16 protein-coding genes are annotated in these 17,579 nt (G+C 52.6%); 12 read left to right on the top strand and 4 right to left on the bottom strand.

Translation table 11 applies throughout. The annotated features are described in order from the left end of the window. Positions 1-447: 447 nt before the first annotated feature. Both AK95_RS06400 and nikC read right to left on the bottom strand, forming a co-directional pair. Complete coding sequence (locus tag AK95_RS06400; protein WP_071219144.1) at positions 448-1,371, bottom strand: ABC transporter permease; 924 nt, start codon at positions 1,369-1,371, stop codon at positions 448-450. 19 nt (positions 1,372-1,390) lie between these two features. Next, the gene (gene nikC / locus AK95_RS06395) at positions 1,391-2,287 is read right to left on the bottom strand and encodes a nickel transporter permease (protein WP_071219143.1); all 897 of its coding nucleotides are present in this window, start codon (positions 2,285-2,287) and stop codon (positions 1,391-1,393) included. A gap of 160 nt (positions 2,288-2,447) precedes the next feature. Here nikC and AK95_RS06390 point away from each other — a divergent pair, with 160 nt between their 5' ends. The 4 genes from AK95_RS06390 (at position 2,448) to AK95_RS06375 (ending at position 6,132) form a co-directional block, all read left to right on the top strand. Then, positions 2,448-4,097, top strand: a complete 1,650-nt coding sequence (locus tag AK95_RS06390; protein ID WP_071219142.1) for a glutathione ABC transporter substrate-binding protein — start codon at positions 2,448-2,450, stop codon at positions 4,095-4,097. A 279-nt stretch (positions 4,098-4,376) separates the two neighbouring features. Further along, positions 4,377-4,709, top strand: a complete 333-nt coding sequence (locus tag AK95_RS06385; protein WP_071219141.1) for an ArsR/SmtB family transcription factor — start codon at positions 4,377-4,379, stop codon at positions 4,707-4,709. A gap of 74 nt (positions 4,710-4,783) precedes the next feature. Next, the gene (locus AK95_RS06380) at positions 4,784-5,293 is read left to right on the top strand and encodes an SRPBCC family protein (protein WP_071219140.1); all 510 of its coding nucleotides are present in this window, start codon (positions 4,784-4,786) and stop codon (positions 5,291-5,293) included. 14 nt (positions 5,294-5,307) lie between these two features. After that, positions 5,308-6,132: an alpha/beta fold hydrolase gene (locus AK95_RS06375; protein ID WP_071219139.1), complete on the top strand. Its 825-nt coding sequence runs from the start codon at positions 5,308-5,310 to the stop codon at positions 6,130-6,132. A 68-nt stretch (positions 6,133-6,200) separates the two neighbouring features. Here the strand turns inward: AK95_RS06375 and AK95_RS06370 are convergent, their stop codons facing one another. Next, complete coding sequence (locus tag AK95_RS06370) at positions 6,201-7,058, bottom strand: LysR family transcriptional regulator (RefSeq protein WP_071219138.1); 858 nt, start codon at positions 7,056-7,058, stop codon at positions 6,201-6,203. A gap of 125 nt (positions 7,059-7,183) precedes the next feature. On the opposite strand from AK95_RS06370, the gene AK95_RS06365 reads away from it, so the two are divergent. From AK95_RS06365 to AK95_RS06335, 7 genes are all read left to right on the top strand, one after another. Then, the gene (locus tag AK95_RS06365) at positions 7,184-8,110 is read left to right on the top strand and encodes a DMT family transporter (protein ID WP_083397539.1); all 927 of its coding nucleotides are present in this window, start codon (positions 7,184-7,186) and stop codon (positions 8,108-8,110) included. 216 nt (positions 8,111-8,326) lie between these two features. Next, complete coding sequence (locus AK95_RS06360) at positions 8,327-9,286, top strand: LacI family DNA-binding transcriptional regulator (protein WP_071219137.1); 960 nt, start codon at positions 8,327-8,329, stop codon at positions 9,284-9,286. 164 nt (positions 9,287-9,450) lie between these two features. Then, positions 9,451-10,713 (top strand): ABC transporter substrate-binding protein, encoded by a 1,263-nt coding sequence (locus AK95_RS06355; protein WP_071219136.1) that lies wholly within the window; start codon positions 9,451-9,453, stop codon positions 10,711-10,713. 163 nt (positions 10,714-10,876) lie between these two features. After that, entirely contained in the window at positions 10,877-11,752 is an 876-nt protein-coding gene (locus AK95_RS06350; RefSeq protein ID WP_071219135.1) for a carbohydrate ABC transporter permease, read from the top strand. Further along, a complete protein-coding gene (locus tag AK95_RS06345; protein ID WP_071219134.1) occupies positions 11,752-12,588 on the top strand; it encodes a carbohydrate ABC transporter permease in 837 nt (278 codons plus the stop codon). The genes AK95_RS06350 and AK95_RS06345 overlap by 1 nt, the downstream gene beginning before the upstream one ends. Then, positions 12,585-13,346 (top strand): polysaccharide deacetylase family protein, encoded by a 762-nt coding sequence (locus AK95_RS06340; protein ID WP_071219133.1) that lies wholly within the window; start codon positions 12,585-12,587, stop codon positions 13,344-13,346. Before AK95_RS06345 ends, AK95_RS06340 begins: the two co-directional genes overlap by 4 nt. A 59-nt stretch (positions 13,347-13,405) precedes the next feature. Beyond that, positions 13,406-14,833 (top strand): serine hydrolase domain-containing protein, encoded by a 1,428-nt coding sequence (locus AK95_RS06335; protein WP_235613028.1) that lies wholly within the window; start codon positions 13,406-13,408, stop codon positions 14,831-14,833. Between the two features lie 72 nt (positions 14,834-14,905). Here the strand turns inward: AK95_RS06335 and pruA are convergent, their stop codons facing one another. Then, positions 14,906-16,453 (bottom strand): L-glutamate gamma-semialdehyde dehydrogenase, encoded by a 1,548-nt coding sequence (gene pruA / locus AK95_RS06330; protein WP_071219131.1) that lies wholly within the window; start codon positions 16,451-16,453, stop codon positions 14,906-14,908. Positions 16,454-16,654: 201 nt separating this feature from the next. Here pruA and AK95_RS06325 point away from each other — a divergent pair, with 201 nt between their 5' ends. Further along, entirely contained in the window at positions 16,655-17,575 is a 921-nt protein-coding gene (locus AK95_RS06325) for a proline dehydrogenase family protein (RefSeq protein ID WP_071219130.1), read from the top strand. The last annotated feature ends 4 nt before the right edge of the window (positions 17,576-17,579 follow it).

Raw genomic sequence — 17,579 nt, 5'->3', positions numbered from 1 at the left:
TAGCCCGTAACTTCTATACATCGAAGGTGTGTATGGACTTAAAACGGCTCAGTATGGCTGCATTAGCGTAGTTGAGGACCGTGGTTCCGTTATTTCTTAATTCTTCGCCTTTTAGCAGCAGGTTGAGGACACCAGATCCGTTATTGCGAGAAATTCCAGGAGTAATCCGTGATTTTGGATGCATTAACGAATCGTGTGTCCGCATGTACACGAAAATAGGTCGGTTATCAGCAAATAGCGGATCGTGTGTCCGAATGGGCTCCCAGGTCGTGTGTCCCGATAGGCCCCAAATGTTCGATTAGCGGATCCTGTGTCCGTATGGGCCCCCAAACGGCTCGACTACAGTAATCAGTGGGTTATAAGTCCGCAAAAAGCTCGGTTTTCGCCAGATAGTGAATCCCGCCGTGTCCGTCTACACTCAAACCGCGATAGACGGGAACTCGCCAATCAATCGAAATCAATGCGCTTGTTGAAGTAGCGGTATGAGATGTCCACGAGCAGGTTTACGAGCACGAACATGATGGAGAGCACCAGCACGGTTGCCTGTACGACCGGAAAATCCCTTGCCCGGATCGAGTCGATGACGTAGCGCCCCATGCCGTTCACGGCGAATACGGACTCGGTCAGTACCGCTCCGCCCAGCAGGCCGCCAAATTCCAGGCCGATGACGGTAATGACGGGAATCATGGCGTTTTTCAAGGCATGCCGGTAGATAATGACCCGCTCCCGGACGCCCTTGGCTTGGGCGGTTCGGATATAATCCTGGCCGATGACCTCCAGCATGCTGGAACGGGTCATTCGGGCAATAATCGCGGCGCCGCCGGTCCCGAGCGTAATCACGGGCAGGACGGTTTGCGACCACGTGCCCCAGCCGGAGGGACGGAACCAGCCCAAATCCACGGCAAAATATTGGATCAGCATGAGCCCCAGCCAGAAATTTGGCATCGACAGTCCGAACAGGGCGATGAACATGACGCCAATATCGGCAGGCGAGCTTTTTTTGACAGCGGAGATGATGCCGGCCAGAATGCCGAGGAATACGGCCAGGATCGTAGAGTACACGGCTAGCTCGACGGTGATCCAGAACCGGCTTTTGAATATTTCATCGGCGATGGGGCGGCTGCTGCGGATCGAATCTCCCAAATCTCCCTGCAGCAAGCCGCTGACGTAGTTCCAATACTGAAGCGGCAGCGGATCGTTCAATCCCAGGTTCTCGCGGATCCTCTCAACCTGCTCTTTGGGTGCCCCTTCACCGATAATGACCTGCGCCGCGTCTCCCGGAATGAGATGCATCAGCAGGAAGACAACGATGGTTACGCCAATGACAACGGGTATCGTCTGAATCAGCCTTCGAATGGAATAGATGAGCATGGCCCGGCAGCTCCTTTCATTATTTTTTCATTTTCGGGTCAAGAACATCTCGCAAGCCGTCGCCCAGCAGATTAAATGCGATGACAACGAACACGATCGATAAACCGGGGAACAGGGCAACATGGGGGTGATCCATAATATAGTTGCGCCCATCATTCAGCATCGCTCCCCACTCCGGCGTCGGCGGCTGTGCGCCAAGACCGAGGAAGGACAGGCCGCTGGCGGTCAGGATAGCGACGGCAATCCGCAGCGTAGCCTGCACGATGATAGGGGATGTGATATTCGGCAAAATATGCCCGAAGATGATTCGTCCATCGCTTGCGCCCAGCGAACGCATGGCATCAATATATTCGAGCTTGCGGACGGCCAGCGTCGAGCCGCGCACGACTCTGGCAAAGGTGGGGATCGAGAAGATGCTGACGGCGATGATCACGTTGAACAGATTTTTTCCAAGGACGCTGACAACCGCCAAAGCCAGCAGAATGCCGGGGAACGCCAGCATAACATCGGTAATTCTCATAATGAGTGCATCCCATTTACCTCCGTAATAGCCGGAGATGATTCCGAGCACGACACCAAAGGCTGCTCCGATGATGACCGAGATAAAACCGACCGAGAGGGTGAGACGCATGCCATGGATAATCCTTGTAAAAATATCTCTTCCGTTGTGGTCCGTACCAAACCAGTGGGCAGAGGACGGCTTCAGCAGTTTCGTAGAATAATCCACTTTGGTCGGATCATACTGGGTGAGCAGGGGGCCGAAAATCGCGATAAGAATCATCAGCAGGAGAAAATAGCCCCCGAATAAGGCTGCTTTGTTCTTCTTCAGACGGTGGTAGAAAGATTTCCATTGTGCAAGTCGGGTTCCACTAGGGAGCGAATCTTGTGCTCTGGCATCAGCGGTCATGTTAGGCACGTGAAATCATCCTTTCTCCAAGTATGGATGTCAGAATTGGTGTCGTAGAAACGTGAGGTAAATCTGGCTTCTACTGGTATAAATATCAAATAGTAAAATATATGTTAACTGTGTATGAAATATTTTCCTATTTTGATTGCGAAGGGGGAGTTTGTTTCACATGACAGGTAATAGAAGATTCAAATGGCTTGTCTGCATCCTGTTCATACTTACCGTAATGATGTCGGCGTGCGGCAGTCCAAGCAAGAGCAGTAACCCGGAAACGCCGCCAAGCGGCACCAATACGCCAGCTCCTGAGCCGGGGGCCAAAGATCCTCCCGAAGGAACGGCCAATACCGGTGCGAATGAGCTTGTGATTGCCTGGCTTTCTGATCCGCCATCCATGGACCCTCATATGTCGACGGACCAGCAAACGAGCGTAATGACAACGCATATCTATAACACGCTGGTGATTCATGATAAGGATCTGAATATTCAACCGGGGCTTGCCGAGAGCTGGAAAGCAATCGATGAATTGACCTGGGAGTTCAAGCTGAGACAAGGCGTGAAGTTTACGGACGGCTCACCATTCAATGCAGAGGTAGTCAAAGCCAACATTGATCGGATGCAGGATCCGGAGGTTGCTTCTCCCCGCGCATCGCTTGTCGGCATGATTAAAGAGGTTAAAGTTGTTGACGAATACACGGTGCAGCTCGTGACCGAGTATGCCTTCTCGCCGCTGCTTGCCCATCTGGCCCATTCTGCGGTGAGCATGATTAGTGCGGAAGCCATCAAGCTGGATTACGAGAAGCTGAAGGCAGGAGAGAAAGCAGGCGCGTATCTGGCGCAGAACCCTGTAGGCACGGGCGTATTCAAATTAGAGAGCTGGAACCCGGGACAGGAAGTGAAGCTGGTTGCGAATGCCGATTATTGGGGAGATAAAGCGAAGGTTGAACGGGTCACGTTCAAGGTCGTAAGCGAAGAGGGAACGCGGATCGCGGAGCTGGAAACCGGCTATGCGCATATTATCGATCCGGTGTCGCCGAGCAGCATCAGCCGCATTGAGAGCACGGACGGCATGTCCCTGAACCGTCAGGCATCGCTGAGTCTGTCTTATATCGGGTTTAACAATAATAAAGAGCCGTTCAACGATGTGCGGGTGCGGCAAGCCCTATCGATGGCCATCAATAAGGATGAGATCATCTCGGGTATTTACGAAGGCACGGGCATCCCTGCCGTCGGTCCGCTGGCACCGGACGTGAACGGGTATGATGCTACCGTCAAGCCGATTGAACATAACATCGACAAAGCGAAAGAGCTAATGAAAGAGGCCGGCTACGAGGGTGGCTTCTCGACGACCATCTGGACCAATGACAATCCGGAACGGATTAAGATCGCCGAGTACGTACAATCCAAGCTGAAGGAATTGAACGTCGAAGTCAAAATCGAAGTGGTGGAGTGGGGAGCATATCTGGCACAAACCGCAGAAGGCAAGCATGATATGTTTGTTCTCGGATGGTCCACGGTAACGGCTGATGCCGACTATGGCATGTATGAATTGTTCCATTCCAAAAATGTAGGGGAGCCGGGCAACCGTACCTTTACGAAGGATCCGGAACTGGATAAACTGCTGGATGACGGGCGTAAAGAGAATGATCCGGAGCAGCGCAAGCTCATCTATAAACAGGCGCAAGAGAAGCTGGTTGAGTTAGCGCCGATGCTGTATATCCATCATCAGGAGTATTTAAACGGAGTCAGCAGCAAGGTGGAGGGCTTCTGGCGGCATCCGAACGGCATCATGCAGCTGCATCAGGTCTCCATTCAGCCATAAGGATGTCTGAAAGCTTTATAGCTTTGAATGATCGTAATTTATAGAGTAGTTTATAGCAAAGAGGCCGCTATACCGGGCCTCTTTTTTAATGTTTTTAAAGCCCCTGGACAGGTGAGCAGGGCCTAGCCACTGGATCATTAGCGTGCTCATCTGGGTATCTGGATAGACCCTGCAGCATGCCGAGTGAACGGTTGCCATGTTTTTCGATGTCAAAAAATGATGTGAAAAAATTTAACACATTCATTGACATGTATATACGCTTAAGTATATATTCAAATCATGAATACATCAGCTATGCAATTAACCCTGTTTACGATCTCAGAGCCGAACCGCTTCAACATCGTTGAGCTCTTAAAGCAAGGCTCGAGATCGGTCAGCGACATCGTAGAGATTCTGGGCATCGGCCAGCCCCAAGTATCCCGCCATCTTCGGATACTGAGCGAGGCCGGGCTGGTGAAAGTCCGTAAGAAGGCACAGCAGCGCATCTATAGTCTTGAAGCCCAGCCGTTTCAGGATCTGGACGTCTGGTTCGATTCGTTCAGTCGACTATGGGAAGAAAGACTCGACAAGTTCGAGGACTATATGAGCGACTTCAACGGAAAGGAGAGTTAATCAATTTTTTAGTAGATCCACAGGAAATTACGGCTCTGCGCGCAGAGCCGATTTCACAGAGAGGAGGAATTCATATGGGTAGAAAGACCATTGTCACGAAAGACCGGGAGCAGCGAAAGCTGATCGTGGAGCGTGTCGTATCGATACCACTGAAGCTGTCCTGGCAGGGATGGACGAAGCCGGAACACATCGAACGCTGGTGGGGGCCAAAGAATTGGAGTGCCACGGTATACGAGATGGATGTCAGACCGGGCGGCGTATGGCGCTACAAACTGGCTCCCGATGCGGTGGGAGAAGGGGAAGAAGCCTTTTGCAAGGCGACCTACTCCGAAGTGGTAGAGTTATCGAGGCTCGTATTTACAGACACATTCACGGATCAGAACTGGAATTCCGTAGCAGGCAGCGATATGTTGACCTCGGTTGCGTTTGAAGAGGACGGAGACGGAACGAGGCTAAGCATCATAACCCATTTTGCAAGTGCGAAGGAACTGGAAGCTGCGGAAGTCATGGGAATGGTGGAAGGATACACGGATACGCTGGAACGGTTCGAGGACGAAATAAGTTTGTACATAAAAGGACAATAAAAGGAGAGATGATCATGAACTCCGTGATGTCGAATGACGGTACCCGAATTTTTTATGAAAAGAAAGGGGCTGGTCCGGCTGTTATCCTTGTAGCTGCTGCAGCTTCGGATCACAACGATACAAAGCGCCTTGGTGAGCTTCTATCTGAACATTTTACCGTCTGCAATTATGATCGACGGGGGCGAGGCAGCAGTACGGATACGGCTCCGTATGCCGTTGAACGTGAGATCGAAGATATTGATTCCCTTATTCAGGAGGCGGGCGGCAGCGCGTATGTATTCGGAAGTTCTTCGGGCGCTGTTCTGGCGCTGGATGCGGCGAGCAGACTCGGAAGCAGTAAAGTTAGAAAACTGTTCTTATATGAGCCGCCGTTTATCATTGACGATAGCCGCGAACCTGTACCGGCGGAATACGTGCAGCATTTGAATGCGCTGATGGCCGAGCATCGACGCAGCGATGCCGTAGAATATTTCATGACGGCAGCGCTGGAAATCCCCGCGGAATATATAGAATTCATGAAGGCAGATCCTTCTTGGCAGGTCATGGAGGGCATGGCGCATACATTGGCTTATGACGGCATGATCATGGGGAGCACGCAATCCGGTCAACCGCTGCCAACGGCTCGCTGGGATGTCGACGTCCCAGTCATGGTGATGACGGGCGAGAACAGCGGACCTATGTTCCATGGGGCCGCGAGCGCATTGGTTGACTTGCTCCCTCAGTGCGAGCATCGGATGCTGTCTGGTCAGGACCATTCTGCCGTCGTGATGGCGCCGGAAGTGCTGGCTTCCGAGGTGTCGGGTTTTCTGCAGCCTTCGGCAGATCAAATACCGAGATAAGTGTATTTGGCTTGTTAAGAAACCGTGACCCTTAGGGCCACGGTTTCTTCCCGTTCCGGTCGAAGTATTTATTCGGTCTTCTCAAACGGCTCAATAAAATGATTAAAGGCGCTGGTGCGAAACAGGTCGCGCCGGAATACAAAATGGACCTTGGAGCTGCGATAACGCTTGGGGATTTGGAAGGCCTGCAATTTCCCGGCATCGACCCAGTCCTTAACGGAAGAACGCGTTAGCAGCGAGATACCCAGCCCGGCGGCAACACCGCCCATGATGGCTTCCAGCGTGCCAAACTCCATAATATTCATGGGACCCACGTTCTCTTCATGAAGCCATTGCTCCAAACGTTTACGGTGGTAGCAGCCCTTGCCAAAGAACAGCAGCGGTTTGGTGAGCAAATCGCGAAGCGCAGCCTCCGTCGGTTCCGAGATGAGGACAAGCTCCTCGTCAAAGGCCCGAATTTCGTCAAAGTCCGGGTAATCCAGAGGTCCGCTGATAAACGCCCCGTCCAGTTCATACTCATTCAGGGCTCGGACCAGGTCAGCCCTGTGGCCTGTAATCAATGACAGTTTCACATTAGGGTACCGTCTATGATAATCCAGCATGATCCCGGGAAGATGTACCGCGGCTGTGGTTTCCGAAGAGCCGATCCGCAGCGCTCCCGACGGTTCTTCCGAGAATTGCGTCGATTTCACGGCTTCGTCAAGCAAACGCGTAATCTGATCGGCATATTTGAGCAGATTACTGCCGGCCGAAGTTAAGGCGACGCCGCGGCTGAGCCGATAGAACAGGGGCGTGTTCAGCTCGGATTCAAGCTGCCGGATTCTAGCGGTCACGTTCGATTGCACATAACCTAGGCTTGCGGCAGCCTTGGTTATGTTTCCCTCGCGGGCAACAGCCTGGAATATCTTCAGATCTCCACTCTCCACCTTAGCAGCCTCCTTTATATCCATCACTCACAGTGATGGTTTGGATCTTATTTAATTATTTTACATGATATGAAGGTCGGAATAAACTGAGGATACACTTGGTCAAGGAGAGGGGAATTCATGGCATGAGCAAACCGCGTATGCTGTTTCTGACGATATTTACGATGCTGGTCGCGGGACTTAACTTCCCGATCGGCAAAATTGCGCTGTCCTTCGGTTCCCCATTCGTGCTGCTGGCGATCCGGTTCGTGGTCGCGGGCCTTCTGATGCTGCCATTCATTGTAAGACGGCCTCATCCCAGGAGCAGCGCTGCCTGGCTGAAGCTGGCAACGATCGGTCTCTTTCAATCGGGACTCGTGATGAGTGGCATCTACCTGAGTATGCAGACCATTTCCTCCGGCAGCTCCTCGGTTTTGTCCTCCAGCAACCCGATATGGTTCATCGTGTTCAGCTTCCTGATCTTTGGTATAAGGTATCGCCTTCTTCAGTGGGCGGGCGTGATCATCGGGTTTATCGGCGTGTTCATTACGCAAGGATTGGAGATGCAGATGCAGAGCGGATTCTGGTTTGCGCTGGGGGCGGGGATGGCCTGGGGCATGGCGACGCTGTTAAGCTCCCGTTGGGGCAAGGAGTTTGACGCTTGGGTCATGGCTGCCTATCAGATGCTGATCGGAGGCATCCTTCTGCTCATCGCAAGTCCACTGCTGGAGCAGCCGCATTTTGTATGGGATTCGTCCCAGATCGTCAGGGAGCTCTTTGTTCTGGGCTGGATGATCCTGATGAGCTCGATTGCCCAGTTCGTCACTTGGTTTTATGTGCTGCGCAATAGCGATCCCAATAAAGCCAACGTGTATCTGTTCCTCATTCCCGTGTTTGGCGTAGTATCCGGATGGCTTATACTAGGCGAGCAGCTGCATTGGTACACCTTGGCCGGCACAGTCTGTATTGGGCTTGGCATTTATATGGTGAATCGGCCTGGACGAGTGGACGGACAAGAGATCCATTCACGATCAGGGAGCGGTGCGGTACCGTATAAAGGGCAAAAAATCTAATGAATTTCGGATTTAGCAGGTCACGGCGATGGATTCGCGTGGCCTGCTTTTTGCTGTGACGAACAAAGAGTTCCTGGTCTGTGCAGTATTATGACAAGCAATGAGAAGGATGATGATGCAAGGAAAATATCGCCCAAGCAAAATAAGTAAATTTTATTAAAAATAAATCCGTGTTATATTAAATTTACTAACGCCTTTGGAGAGGGGATAGGATTCATGAGTGGTTTGAAGGAAATTGCAAAGCTCGCGGATGTCTCGGTGTCTACAGTGTCCAACGTGCTGAACGGGCGCAAGAACGTGGGGCGGGAGACGAGGGAGCGGGTGCTGAGATTATGCTCGGAGCACGGCTATTTTCCGCATAAGTCAACCAAATCCGATAAAAGCAACACGATTATATTCGTCTTCAGCGACTTTGATCGCGATTATTATTTAAAGATCATCAAAGGGATCAGCCATTGCCTGACGGAGAATGGATACGACCTTATCATCTGTACGAATAAATCCAGCACCAATTTTATGCGCAGCAAATTTGCAAGCGGTACCATAAGTTTGGATCGGAATATGACGGACGAATATTTAGTCTCGGTAGCCACGCCGCAATTCCCTGTCGTTCTCATGGATCGGATTATCGATAACGAGTACGCCAACACCAAAAGCGTGATCGTGGACAATTACCCGGTCATGTGTGAAATGGTCCAGGCCTTGGTGGATAAACAGTTTACGAATTTCGGATACATCGGCGGCTTGGAGTTTACCCTGGATCACAAGGAGCGGTTCGCCGGATTTATGGATACGCTTGCGAAGAATGGCATCGTGTTTGACCGTCGCAATTACTTCCATGGCGATTACAGCGAGGAAAGCGGATATCAGGCCGCCAAAATTCTGATCCTGAGCAATGCCTTGCCTGAAGTGCTGGTCTGTGCGAATGACAATATGGCTCTCGGCGCGATCAAAGCTTTGGAAGAGAACGGAATACGGGTCCCGGAGGATATCTCGATCACCGGATTCGATAACTCGGATGCGGCGGCGATGGCTGGTTTGACCACGATTGCGATCCCGCGTTATGAAAGCGGTTATTTGGCGGCGAAGGAGCTGCTCGAGATGATCAAGGGCACAACGGGCAGGGAGCCCTTTAAGCTGAATGCCACCATCCAGTGGAGAAAAACGGTGAGATAAACTTTATGATTGTAACTAGTAAAATATCAATAATTTTACTAGTTTTTTTACTTAGTATTTTTATGAAAACGCGTACAATTTTTATTGACATTCTAGGTAAACCGCCCTATGATGGGTTTGTAAACGTTTTACTTTATAGAGTCCTTAAGGGGGAGGCGTGTCACTTGAAAAAAGTAAAAAAGGTATTTAGCATACTTACAGCAACGGCTTTGGTTGCAACACTTGCAGCCTGCGGTGGTACATCTGACAAAGATTCTGGAGCAGCATCCGGTGGTGATGGGGGAGATAAGCTGAAGAAAATTACGCTCTTCCAATCGAAAGTTGAAATTACAGAACCTCTTGAAGCTTTGGTTAAAACCTATAAAGAAGAAACCGGCAATGAGGTTGAAGTATGGGGTGCCGCAGGAGACGCTTATTCGCAGCAGCTGGTAGCGAAGCTCAGCAGCAACCAGGGACCGACGATATTCAGCGTGGCTCCAGGGCCCGAGTCCGAGAAGCTGAAATCCTATTTCTCCGATTTGAGCGGCGAAGAGTATGTGAAGAACATCGCGCCTGACATGGAATTGAAGGTCGATGATAAAACGGTCGGCGTTCCATACGGCGTAGAGGGCTTTGGTCTCGTGTATAACAAGGATCTGGTGGATCCGGCTAACATGAAGGACCTGGATTCCTTCACCAAGACGCTGGAGCAGCTGAAGGCTGACGGCAAGAACGGTTTGAGCCTGTCCCAAGAGGCATACTTCCTGATCGGACATATCATCAACACGCCGTTTGCGCTTCAATCCGATCCATTGGCCTTTATCGAGCAGCTTAACAAGGGCGAAGTGAAGATGGCCGATACGAAGGAGTTCCAAGAGTGGGCGAAATTCATGGACGTGATCAAGGCCAACACCAAGAATCCGCTGGAAGTGAAATACGATAGCCAGATGGGCGACTTTGCTACGGAAAAAACGGCTATGGTGCACCAAGGCAACTGGAGTTATTCCATGCTTGCGGACTTCGGCGATTTCGGCTCCAAGGTGGGCATGATGCCGTTCCCGCTAGCCGGCAACGATAAAATCGCCGTCGGCGTGGCCAGCTACTGGGTCGTGAACAATCAGGCGGACGCTGAGGAAGTTAAAGCCGCGAACGCATTCCTGAACTGGCTCTTTACTAGCGACAGCGGCAAGAAAGCCATCGTGGACGATTTCAAATTCATCCCGGCTCTAACGAATATTGAAGCAGGCGATCTGGATCCATTGTCTCAAGCGGTGCACGAAGCAACCACGAAGGGTGAGACGATCACTTGGGCGTTGAACTACTTCCCTTCGGGTATCATCACCAATGACCTGGCTCCGGCTACGCAGGAGTACTTCATGAATCCGGGCATGACAGGAGAGCAGTTCCTGCAGAAGCTGGATGAAGTGTGGGCGAAAGCATCGAAATAATCGAGGCAAAGCGATAACCACCTGAAATAACAATTCCATGAAAATGAAAGCCTAGCCTCAGACGTTCCGATGATGAGCGTTAGGCTTTTGTTTTTTCTAACACGAATTCAAGGTTTGATGCCGCCTTGCGGGAATCATCCGGAACGGAAAGAAGGTATGGATTATGAGCAAAAGAAAGGATAAAGCCTGGTTTGCCCTGTTTACGGTGCCGCTTCTGTTTATTTTCACGACCGTGGTTCTCATCCCGTTTATTATCGGGATTGTGTACTCTTTCGTAAATTGGGATGGCATTCCGGCAAATCCCAAAGTATTCGTAGGATTTGATAATTACGTTCAGCTGTTCCAGGACGAACGATTCCTGTCATCGGCTTGGCATACGGTTCAATTCACGCTGCTCGCGCTGGTATGCGTCAACATTCTGGGCCTGGCCTTTGCCCTGTTGGTGACGACGAAGCTCCGCTCGAGAAATGCGGCGCGAACGATGTTCTTTATGCCGAACCTCATCGGCGGCCTGATTCTGGGCTACATCTGGCAGTTTATTTTTACGGATGCCTTCAGCTTCCTGGGCGAGAAGACCGGATTTGACAGCGTGTTCTTTAACTGGCTGCTGCATCCGCAGTTTGCGCTGTACGCCATCGTCGCCGTATTCACCTGGCAGCTGGCGGGTTATACGATGATCATCTACATCGCGGGCATCCAGGGGATTCCGGATGAGCTGATGGAGGCAGCGAAGGTCGACGGCGCCAACCTGTGGCAGCGACTGAAGAGCATCGTGTTCCCGCTGTTAATGCCTTCGTTCACGATCTGTCTGTTCCTGACGCTGTCCGGGGCGTTCAAAATCTATGACGTGAACCTGTCGTTGACCAAGGGCGGACCGAGCAATGCGACGGAGATGTTTGCGATGAATATTTTCAACGAGATTTTTGCTTACGGTAATTATGGTTTAGGTCAGGCAAAAGCGATCATCTTCTTCCTGATTGTGGCCGGACTTACGCTGACGCAAGTTATCATCACGAAGAGAAGAGAGGTGCAGATGTAATGAAGAAATCAGGGAAATGGCTGCTCGACATCCTGCTGTTCCTCGCCTCGCTGGTCTTCTTGTCTCCGGTCTTCATCATGCTGATTAACTCTTTTAAGGATCGTGCGGAGCTGTATGAGAATGCACTCGCGCTGCCTTCCTCCTTCAGCTTTGAGTACTATAAATCCGCGATGGAGAAGATGAATTTCTTCACCGCTCTGGGCAACTCGCTGTATGTCACCGTCATCTCGGTGATTATCGTCATCGTGCTCGCCTCCATGACGGCATGGATGCTGGTGCGGACGGATAATAAGCTGAGCAAAGTTATTTTCTTCACCTTCGTGGCGACCATGCTGATTCCCTTCCAGACGCTGATGATGCCGCTGATGCAGGTGATGGACTGGATTCGCACCAATCTGCACATCCCGATGCTCAACACCCATGAGGGCTTGATTTATATGAACGTCGGCTTTACGTCCAGTATGGCGGTCTTCCTGTACCACGGGTTCATCAAATCCGTACCGGTTGCGCTGGAGGAGGCAGCTACGCTGGACGGCTGCTCCAAGCTGGGCGTGTTCTGGCGAATCGTGTTCCCGCTGCTGAAGAACATCAGCGTGACCATCGCGATCCTGAACGTCATTGCGCTGTGGAACGACTACCTGCTTCCATCGCTGACGCTGTCGGATAAAGGGCTGCGGACAATTCCGCTGTCGACCTTTTACTTCTTCGGGGAGTTCACGATTGTGTGGAACCAGGCGATGGCCGGTTTGACGCTGACGATCATCCCGGTTGTCATTTTCTATATTTTCGCTCAGAAATACATCATCAAAGGGATTGCGGCAGGTGCGGTAAAATGAGGCGGATCATTACGAGGGCCGACGATTATGCTTCCAGCCGTTCAGCCAATGCTGCGATTGCCCGGACTGTTGAGGCCGGATTCATTAAAAACGTGTCCATCATGGCGCCCGGTCCTTATCTTGCCGAGGCCGCGCAGCTGTTGGCGCATCGCAAGGACATCTGTTTCGGCTTCCATATGACGCTGAACGCGGAGTGGGATAACGTACGCTGGGGACCTGTTGCCGCGAAGGAACAGGTTCCTTCGCTTGTCGATGAGGCCGGTTATTTCTATCAGGATCCGTTCCTGTTTCAGGATCATCCGCCTTTGCTGCAGGAGATCCTCTTGGAATGCGAAGCCCAGCTTGATAAACTGACCGCAGCAGGCTTCAGCATTTCTTATGTCGATTCTCATATGCTGCCGGAGCGTTTCATACCCGGGCTGCAGGAAGAGCTGGACCGCTGGATTGAAGCGAAGGGGCTAATCAACCATCGCCATTACTACAATTTTTTCCCGGGCGGCGTGCCGGACGGGGTCGAGTCGTTTGAAAGGGTGCTTGGCGGCTTAACGGATGACCAGTATTTCTTCCTGTCCCATCCGGCATTGTATTCAGAGGAAATGGTACAGTGCGGCAATGCTCAAGTGGATGGGGAGGAGCTGGCGCGCGGACGTGATCAGGAGGCTTCTTTTCTTGCACGGGAGGACTTGAATGAGATTAGTGAGCGGCTGGGTTTTCGTGCCATACGGTATGATGAAGCGGTCCCATTACCTGGTGTATAATGGAAGCGCCATAATGAAATTATCTTATTGATACAGGGAGAGGCGAAAGGAAGATGAACATGAAAACGGTTCAATTATTGCCAAGAAGCACCCCCGAAAATCAAGGAATCTCATCTCAGTCGATCGAACGCTTTATCCGATCGATTCAGGAAAAGGAGCTTGAACTCCACAGCTTCATGCTGGTACGGCACGGACATGTCGTGGCGGAAGGCTGGTGGAAGCCGTATCAGGCGGACAAACCGCATATGCTGTTCTCGTTAAGCAAGAGCTTTACCTCCACCGCGATTGGACTCTTGGTCCAGGAGGGCCAGATTACGCTGGAGGATCAGGTGATCGGCTTTTTCCCGGAAAATACGCCGGAGAATCCATCCCCGAATCTGTCCGCCATGACGATACGCGACTTGCTGATTATGGGAACGGGACATGCCCAGGAGCCTGCCATCCAGTCCGATATTTGGGTGGATGATTTTTTCAAGCAGGCAGTCGAGCATGAGCCCGGTACCCACTTTGTATATAACAGCGCAGCGACGTACATGCTTTCGGCCATTCTGCAGAAGGTTACCGGCATCACGCTGCTGGATTATTTGCAGCCCCGCCTGTTCGACCCGCTAGGCATTCATGGAGCGACATGGGAAGGCTGTCCGCAGGGAATCAACACCGGCGGATGGGGACTTAAGCTGAAGACCGAGGACATTGCCAAGTTCGGCCAGCTTTATCTTCAGAAGGGCGTATGGGAAGGCCAGCGGCTGATCCCGGAGGCGTGGATCGAGGAGGCGACCTCCAAGCAGATATCCAACGGACCTGCGGATTCCTCTTCGGATTGGACCGAAGGGTACGGCTATCAATTTTGGATGTGCCGACACGGGGCTTACCGCGGCGACGGCGCATTCGGACAATTCTGCGTCGTGCTGCCGGAGCAGGATGCGGTCATAGCGATTACCTCCGGCCTTGGGGACATGCAGGCCGTGCTGAATGAAGCATGGGAGCATCTGCAGCCGGCGATGGGATCTGATGCGCTCCCGGTCGATACCGGAGCTGAGGCTTCTCTTACTGGAACGCTGCAAGCGCTGAAGCTGGATCCGCCAAGCGATGAGTCGGCATCCCCGGTCGAGAAGGACGTCTCCGGGATCGTCTATGATCTCGAAGAGAATGAGGCGAAGCTGCGTTCGTTCTCCGTCCGGTTTGAAGATGACGGCGCGGTAATGGAGCTTGAGGGGGAACACGGCGTCAATTCGGTTGTCTGTGGTCGCAACGCGTGGAAGACGGGAACCACGAAGCTGATCATGATGGCGGATAATGAATATGCTGCCTCCATGACCTGGAAGGATGAACGGACGTTGAAGCTGACCATCCGACTGACAGAGACGCCATTCTACTTAACCACGGAATGCACCTTTGGTGAGGAAGGCATTCGTCTTGCGCACTGGATGAATCAATCGTTCGAGGGCAAGGTGGTCCGGGAGATTAAGGGCAAGGTTAAGGCGTAAAGACGGTAAAAGAATCGCTGTACATAAAGAAACCTCTCCATTGTCATGGAGAGGTTTCTTTACATGGCGTAATCAGAATCGCTCCGATACCGCCTTCGCCTGTGTGAACAGGAGCAGGTAGTCGCGCCCGCCGGCTTTGGAATCGGTCCCGGACATATTGAAGCCGCCGAACGGGTGGATGCCCACCAAGGCGCCGGTGCATTTCCGGTTCAAATACAGGTTGCCGACATGGAAGTCGCGCCGGGCTTGCTCCAGGTGCGCGCGGTTGTTCGAGATCACCGCGCCGGTCAGCCCGTAGTCGGTATTGTTGGCGAATTGGATCGCTTCATCGAAGGAGGCTGCCTTCGTGAAGGCCACGACCGGACCAAAGATTTCCTCCTGGGAAATACGAGCGGTGCTGGCGACGTCCGCGAAGATCGTCGGCTGTATGAAATACCCCTCCGGATCGCCGGGAAAACCGCCGAGGACCAGCCTGCCTTCGCTTTTCCCGATTTCGATATAGTCGAGAATTTTACGGTACGCCTTATCGTCGATGACGGGTCCTACCTGAGCCTCGGCATTGGAGGGGCTTCCGATCACCAGCTTCTTGGAGCGGTCAATCACCTTCTGCAGCACGATATCATAGACGTCCTCGTGCACGATGGCTCTGGAGCAGGCGGAGCATTTCTGACCGGAGAAGCCGAATGCGGAAGCGGTAATCGCGTCCGCAGCGAGCTCCAAATCGGCTTCGTTGTCCACGATGATTGCGTCTTTCCCGCCCATTTCGGCGATAACGCGCTTGATCCATCGTTGCCCCGGCTGCGTCTTGGCCGAGCGCTCCTGAATCCGCAGTCCGACGTCGCGTGACCCCGTAAAGCTGATGAACCTGGTTAATGGGTGATCCACCAAATAGTCGCCCACTTCCTGGCCCGGTCCCGGCAGGAAGTTGACGACACCCGGAGGCAGGCAGACCTCTTCCAGTAGCTCCACGAATTTAGCGGCTATGACCGGGGTGGTGCTGGCCGGCTTCAGCACAACGGTGTTGCCGGAGACGATGGCAGCCGTTGTCATGCCGGCCATAATCGCTAGCGGGAAGTTCCACGGCGAAATGACGATGCCGACGCCAAGCGGGATGTAATAGAGATGATTCTCTTCCTCCTCGTGGACCGTCAGCGGCTGGGGCGCGCTCAGGCGCTGCATTTCGCGTGCATAGAATTCCATGAAATCGATCGCCTCGGCCGTATCGGCGTCGGCTTCGGCACGCGTCTTGCCGGCTTCGAGAGTCATGAGTGCGGAGAACTCGAGCTTGCGCCGCCGCATGATCGCCGCGGCCTTGAACAGATAGCGTGCCCGTTCGCTCGGCTCGGTGTGCTTCCACGTCTCAAAGGTACGCGCTGCCGTCTGAATGGCTTGTTCGGCAAGCTCGGTATCCGCCTGGGACACGACGCCGATGACTTGGCGTTTGCGCGCCGGATTGACCGAATTTGCGGTGCGCTCCGTATGGATTTTGGCACCGCCGATGACCAGCGGGTACGATTGGCCAAGCTCGGCTTCGACCCCGGATAACGCCGCGTCGTATAACTTGTTGTTCCATTCGTTGTTGAAGTCCATAAATGGTTCGTTCCGAAAAGATGCTCGCATGGGGAGGCCCCTCCTTAACATGATATGAATCGAAGCTTCTGGCCAATGGTCCAGCTGCGAATGCGTCATGGTGGCATGGTTAGGAACTCCTGGTGAAAACCTCTATGTAAGATATGTATGTCTTCCTGCATGCCGTCATGATTTTTGCATATGAGTTAGATAGAGTGCATTTTTGGTTTACCTTGCAGAGGGGGCGCGCGCATGGACGGAACCGAGCTTTACCGCAAAGTGATCCTGACGGTGTCCGGCAATAAACTCGTGAAATGGTTGTCGATCAAGTACGGCCGGAAATTGGCGGGCCGATTCATTGCCGGCGATACCTTGGATGAGGCGCTGGATGAAATCGAGAGGCTGAACGCGAAGGGCATTCTTGTCACGCTGGACCATCTGGGGGAGGGCATCCGGACGCTGGACGAAGCAGCCGGGTATCGGGAGGAATATTTGAAGCTGGTGGAAGGGATCGCGAGGCGTGGAGTGCAGTCGAACGTATCGCTGAAACCGACGCAGATGGGCATGGCGCTGGATCTGGAGAAGGCGTACGAGAACATCAAAATGGTGGTGAAAAAGGCGAAAGAGCACCGCAATTTCGTTCGTCTGGATATGGAGGATTCGCCGTACACCCAGGCGACGATTGATATGACGCTGCGGCTCCATAAGGAGGGGCTGACCAACGTGGGGACCGTAATGCAAGCCTACTTGTTCCGTACGGAGGAGGACGTCAACAATTTGATGCATGCCGGCGTAAATCTGCGGTTGGTCAAGGGGGCGTACAAAGAGCCGGGAACCATCGCCTTTCAGCAGAAGCGGGAGGTCATTGACAACTATAAGAAGTTGATCAAAATGCATTTTGATCAGGGAGCCTACGTCGCGATTGCTTCGCACGACGACAACATCATCGACTGGGTGAAGGTGTTTGCCGAGCAGAGCCGCATAGGCAAACAGGAATTTGAGTTTCAGATGCTGTACGGGCTGCGGATGAACGATCAGGCTGCGCTTGCGCAGGACGGCTACCGAATTCGGTGTTATATGCCCTACGGAACGATGTGGTACCCGTATTTCACCCGGCGGCTGGCAGAGAAGCCGGCCAACCTGATGATGGTGCTCAAAAATATGTTCAAGTGAGCGG

Origin of the sequence: Paenibacillus sp. LC231 (assembly GCF_001860525.1) — a bacterium.
GTDB lineage: Bacteria > Bacillota > Bacilli > Paenibacillales > Paenibacillaceae > Paenibacillus_AQ.
This window is presented reverse-complemented; position numbering and strand designations above follow the sequence as displayed.

Excerpts from the sequence above, each read along its gene's own strand:
- AK95_RS06400 (WP_071219144.1), bottom strand. The coding sequence starts at position 1,371 with ATGCTCATCTATTCCATTCGAAGGCTGATTCAGACGATACCCGTTGTC.
- AK95_RS06390 (WP_071219142.1), top strand. The coding sequence starts at position 2,448 with ATGACAGGTAATAGAAGATTCAAATGGCTTGTCTGCATCCTGTTCATA.
- AK95_RS06385 (WP_071219141.1), top strand. The coding sequence starts at position 4,377 with ATGAATACATCAGCTATGCAATTAACCCTGTTTACGATCTCAGAGCCG.
- AK95_RS06380 (WP_071219140.1), top strand. The coding sequence starts at position 4,784 with ATGGGTAGAAAGACCATTGTCACGAAAGACCGGGAGCAGCGAAAGCTG.
- AK95_RS06375 (WP_071219139.1), top strand. The coding sequence starts at position 5,308 with ATGAACTCCGTGATGTCGAATGACGGTACCCGAATTTTTTATGAAAAG.
- AK95_RS06365 (WP_083397539.1), top strand. The coding sequence starts at position 7,184 with ATGAGCAAACCGCGTATGCTGTTTCTGACGATATTTACGATGCTGGTC.
- AK95_RS06360 (WP_071219137.1), top strand. The coding sequence starts at position 8,327 with ATGAGTGGTTTGAAGGAAATTGCAAAGCTCGCGGATGTCTCGGTGTCT.
- AK95_RS06350 (WP_071219135.1), top strand. The coding sequence starts at position 10,877 with ATGAGCAAAAGAAAGGATAAAGCCTGGTTTGCCCTGTTTACGGTGCCG.
- AK95_RS06345 (WP_071219134.1), top strand. The coding sequence starts at position 11,752 with ATGAAGAAATCAGGGAAATGGCTGCTCGACATCCTGCTGTTCCTCGCC.
- AK95_RS06340 (WP_071219133.1), top strand. The coding sequence starts at position 12,585 with ATGAGGCGGATCATTACGAGGGCCGACGATTATGCTTCCAGCCGTTCA.
- AK95_RS06335 (WP_235613028.1), top strand. The coding sequence starts at position 13,406 with ATGAAAACGGTTCAATTATTGCCAAGAAGCACCCCCGAAAATCAAGGA.
- pruA (WP_071219131.1), bottom strand. The coding sequence starts at position 16,453 with ATGCGAGCATCTTTTCGGAACGAACCATTTATGGACTTCAACAACGAA.
- AK95_RS06325 (WP_071219130.1), top strand. The coding sequence starts at position 16,655 with ATGGACGGAACCGAGCTTTACCGCAAAGTGATCCTGACGGTGTCCGGC.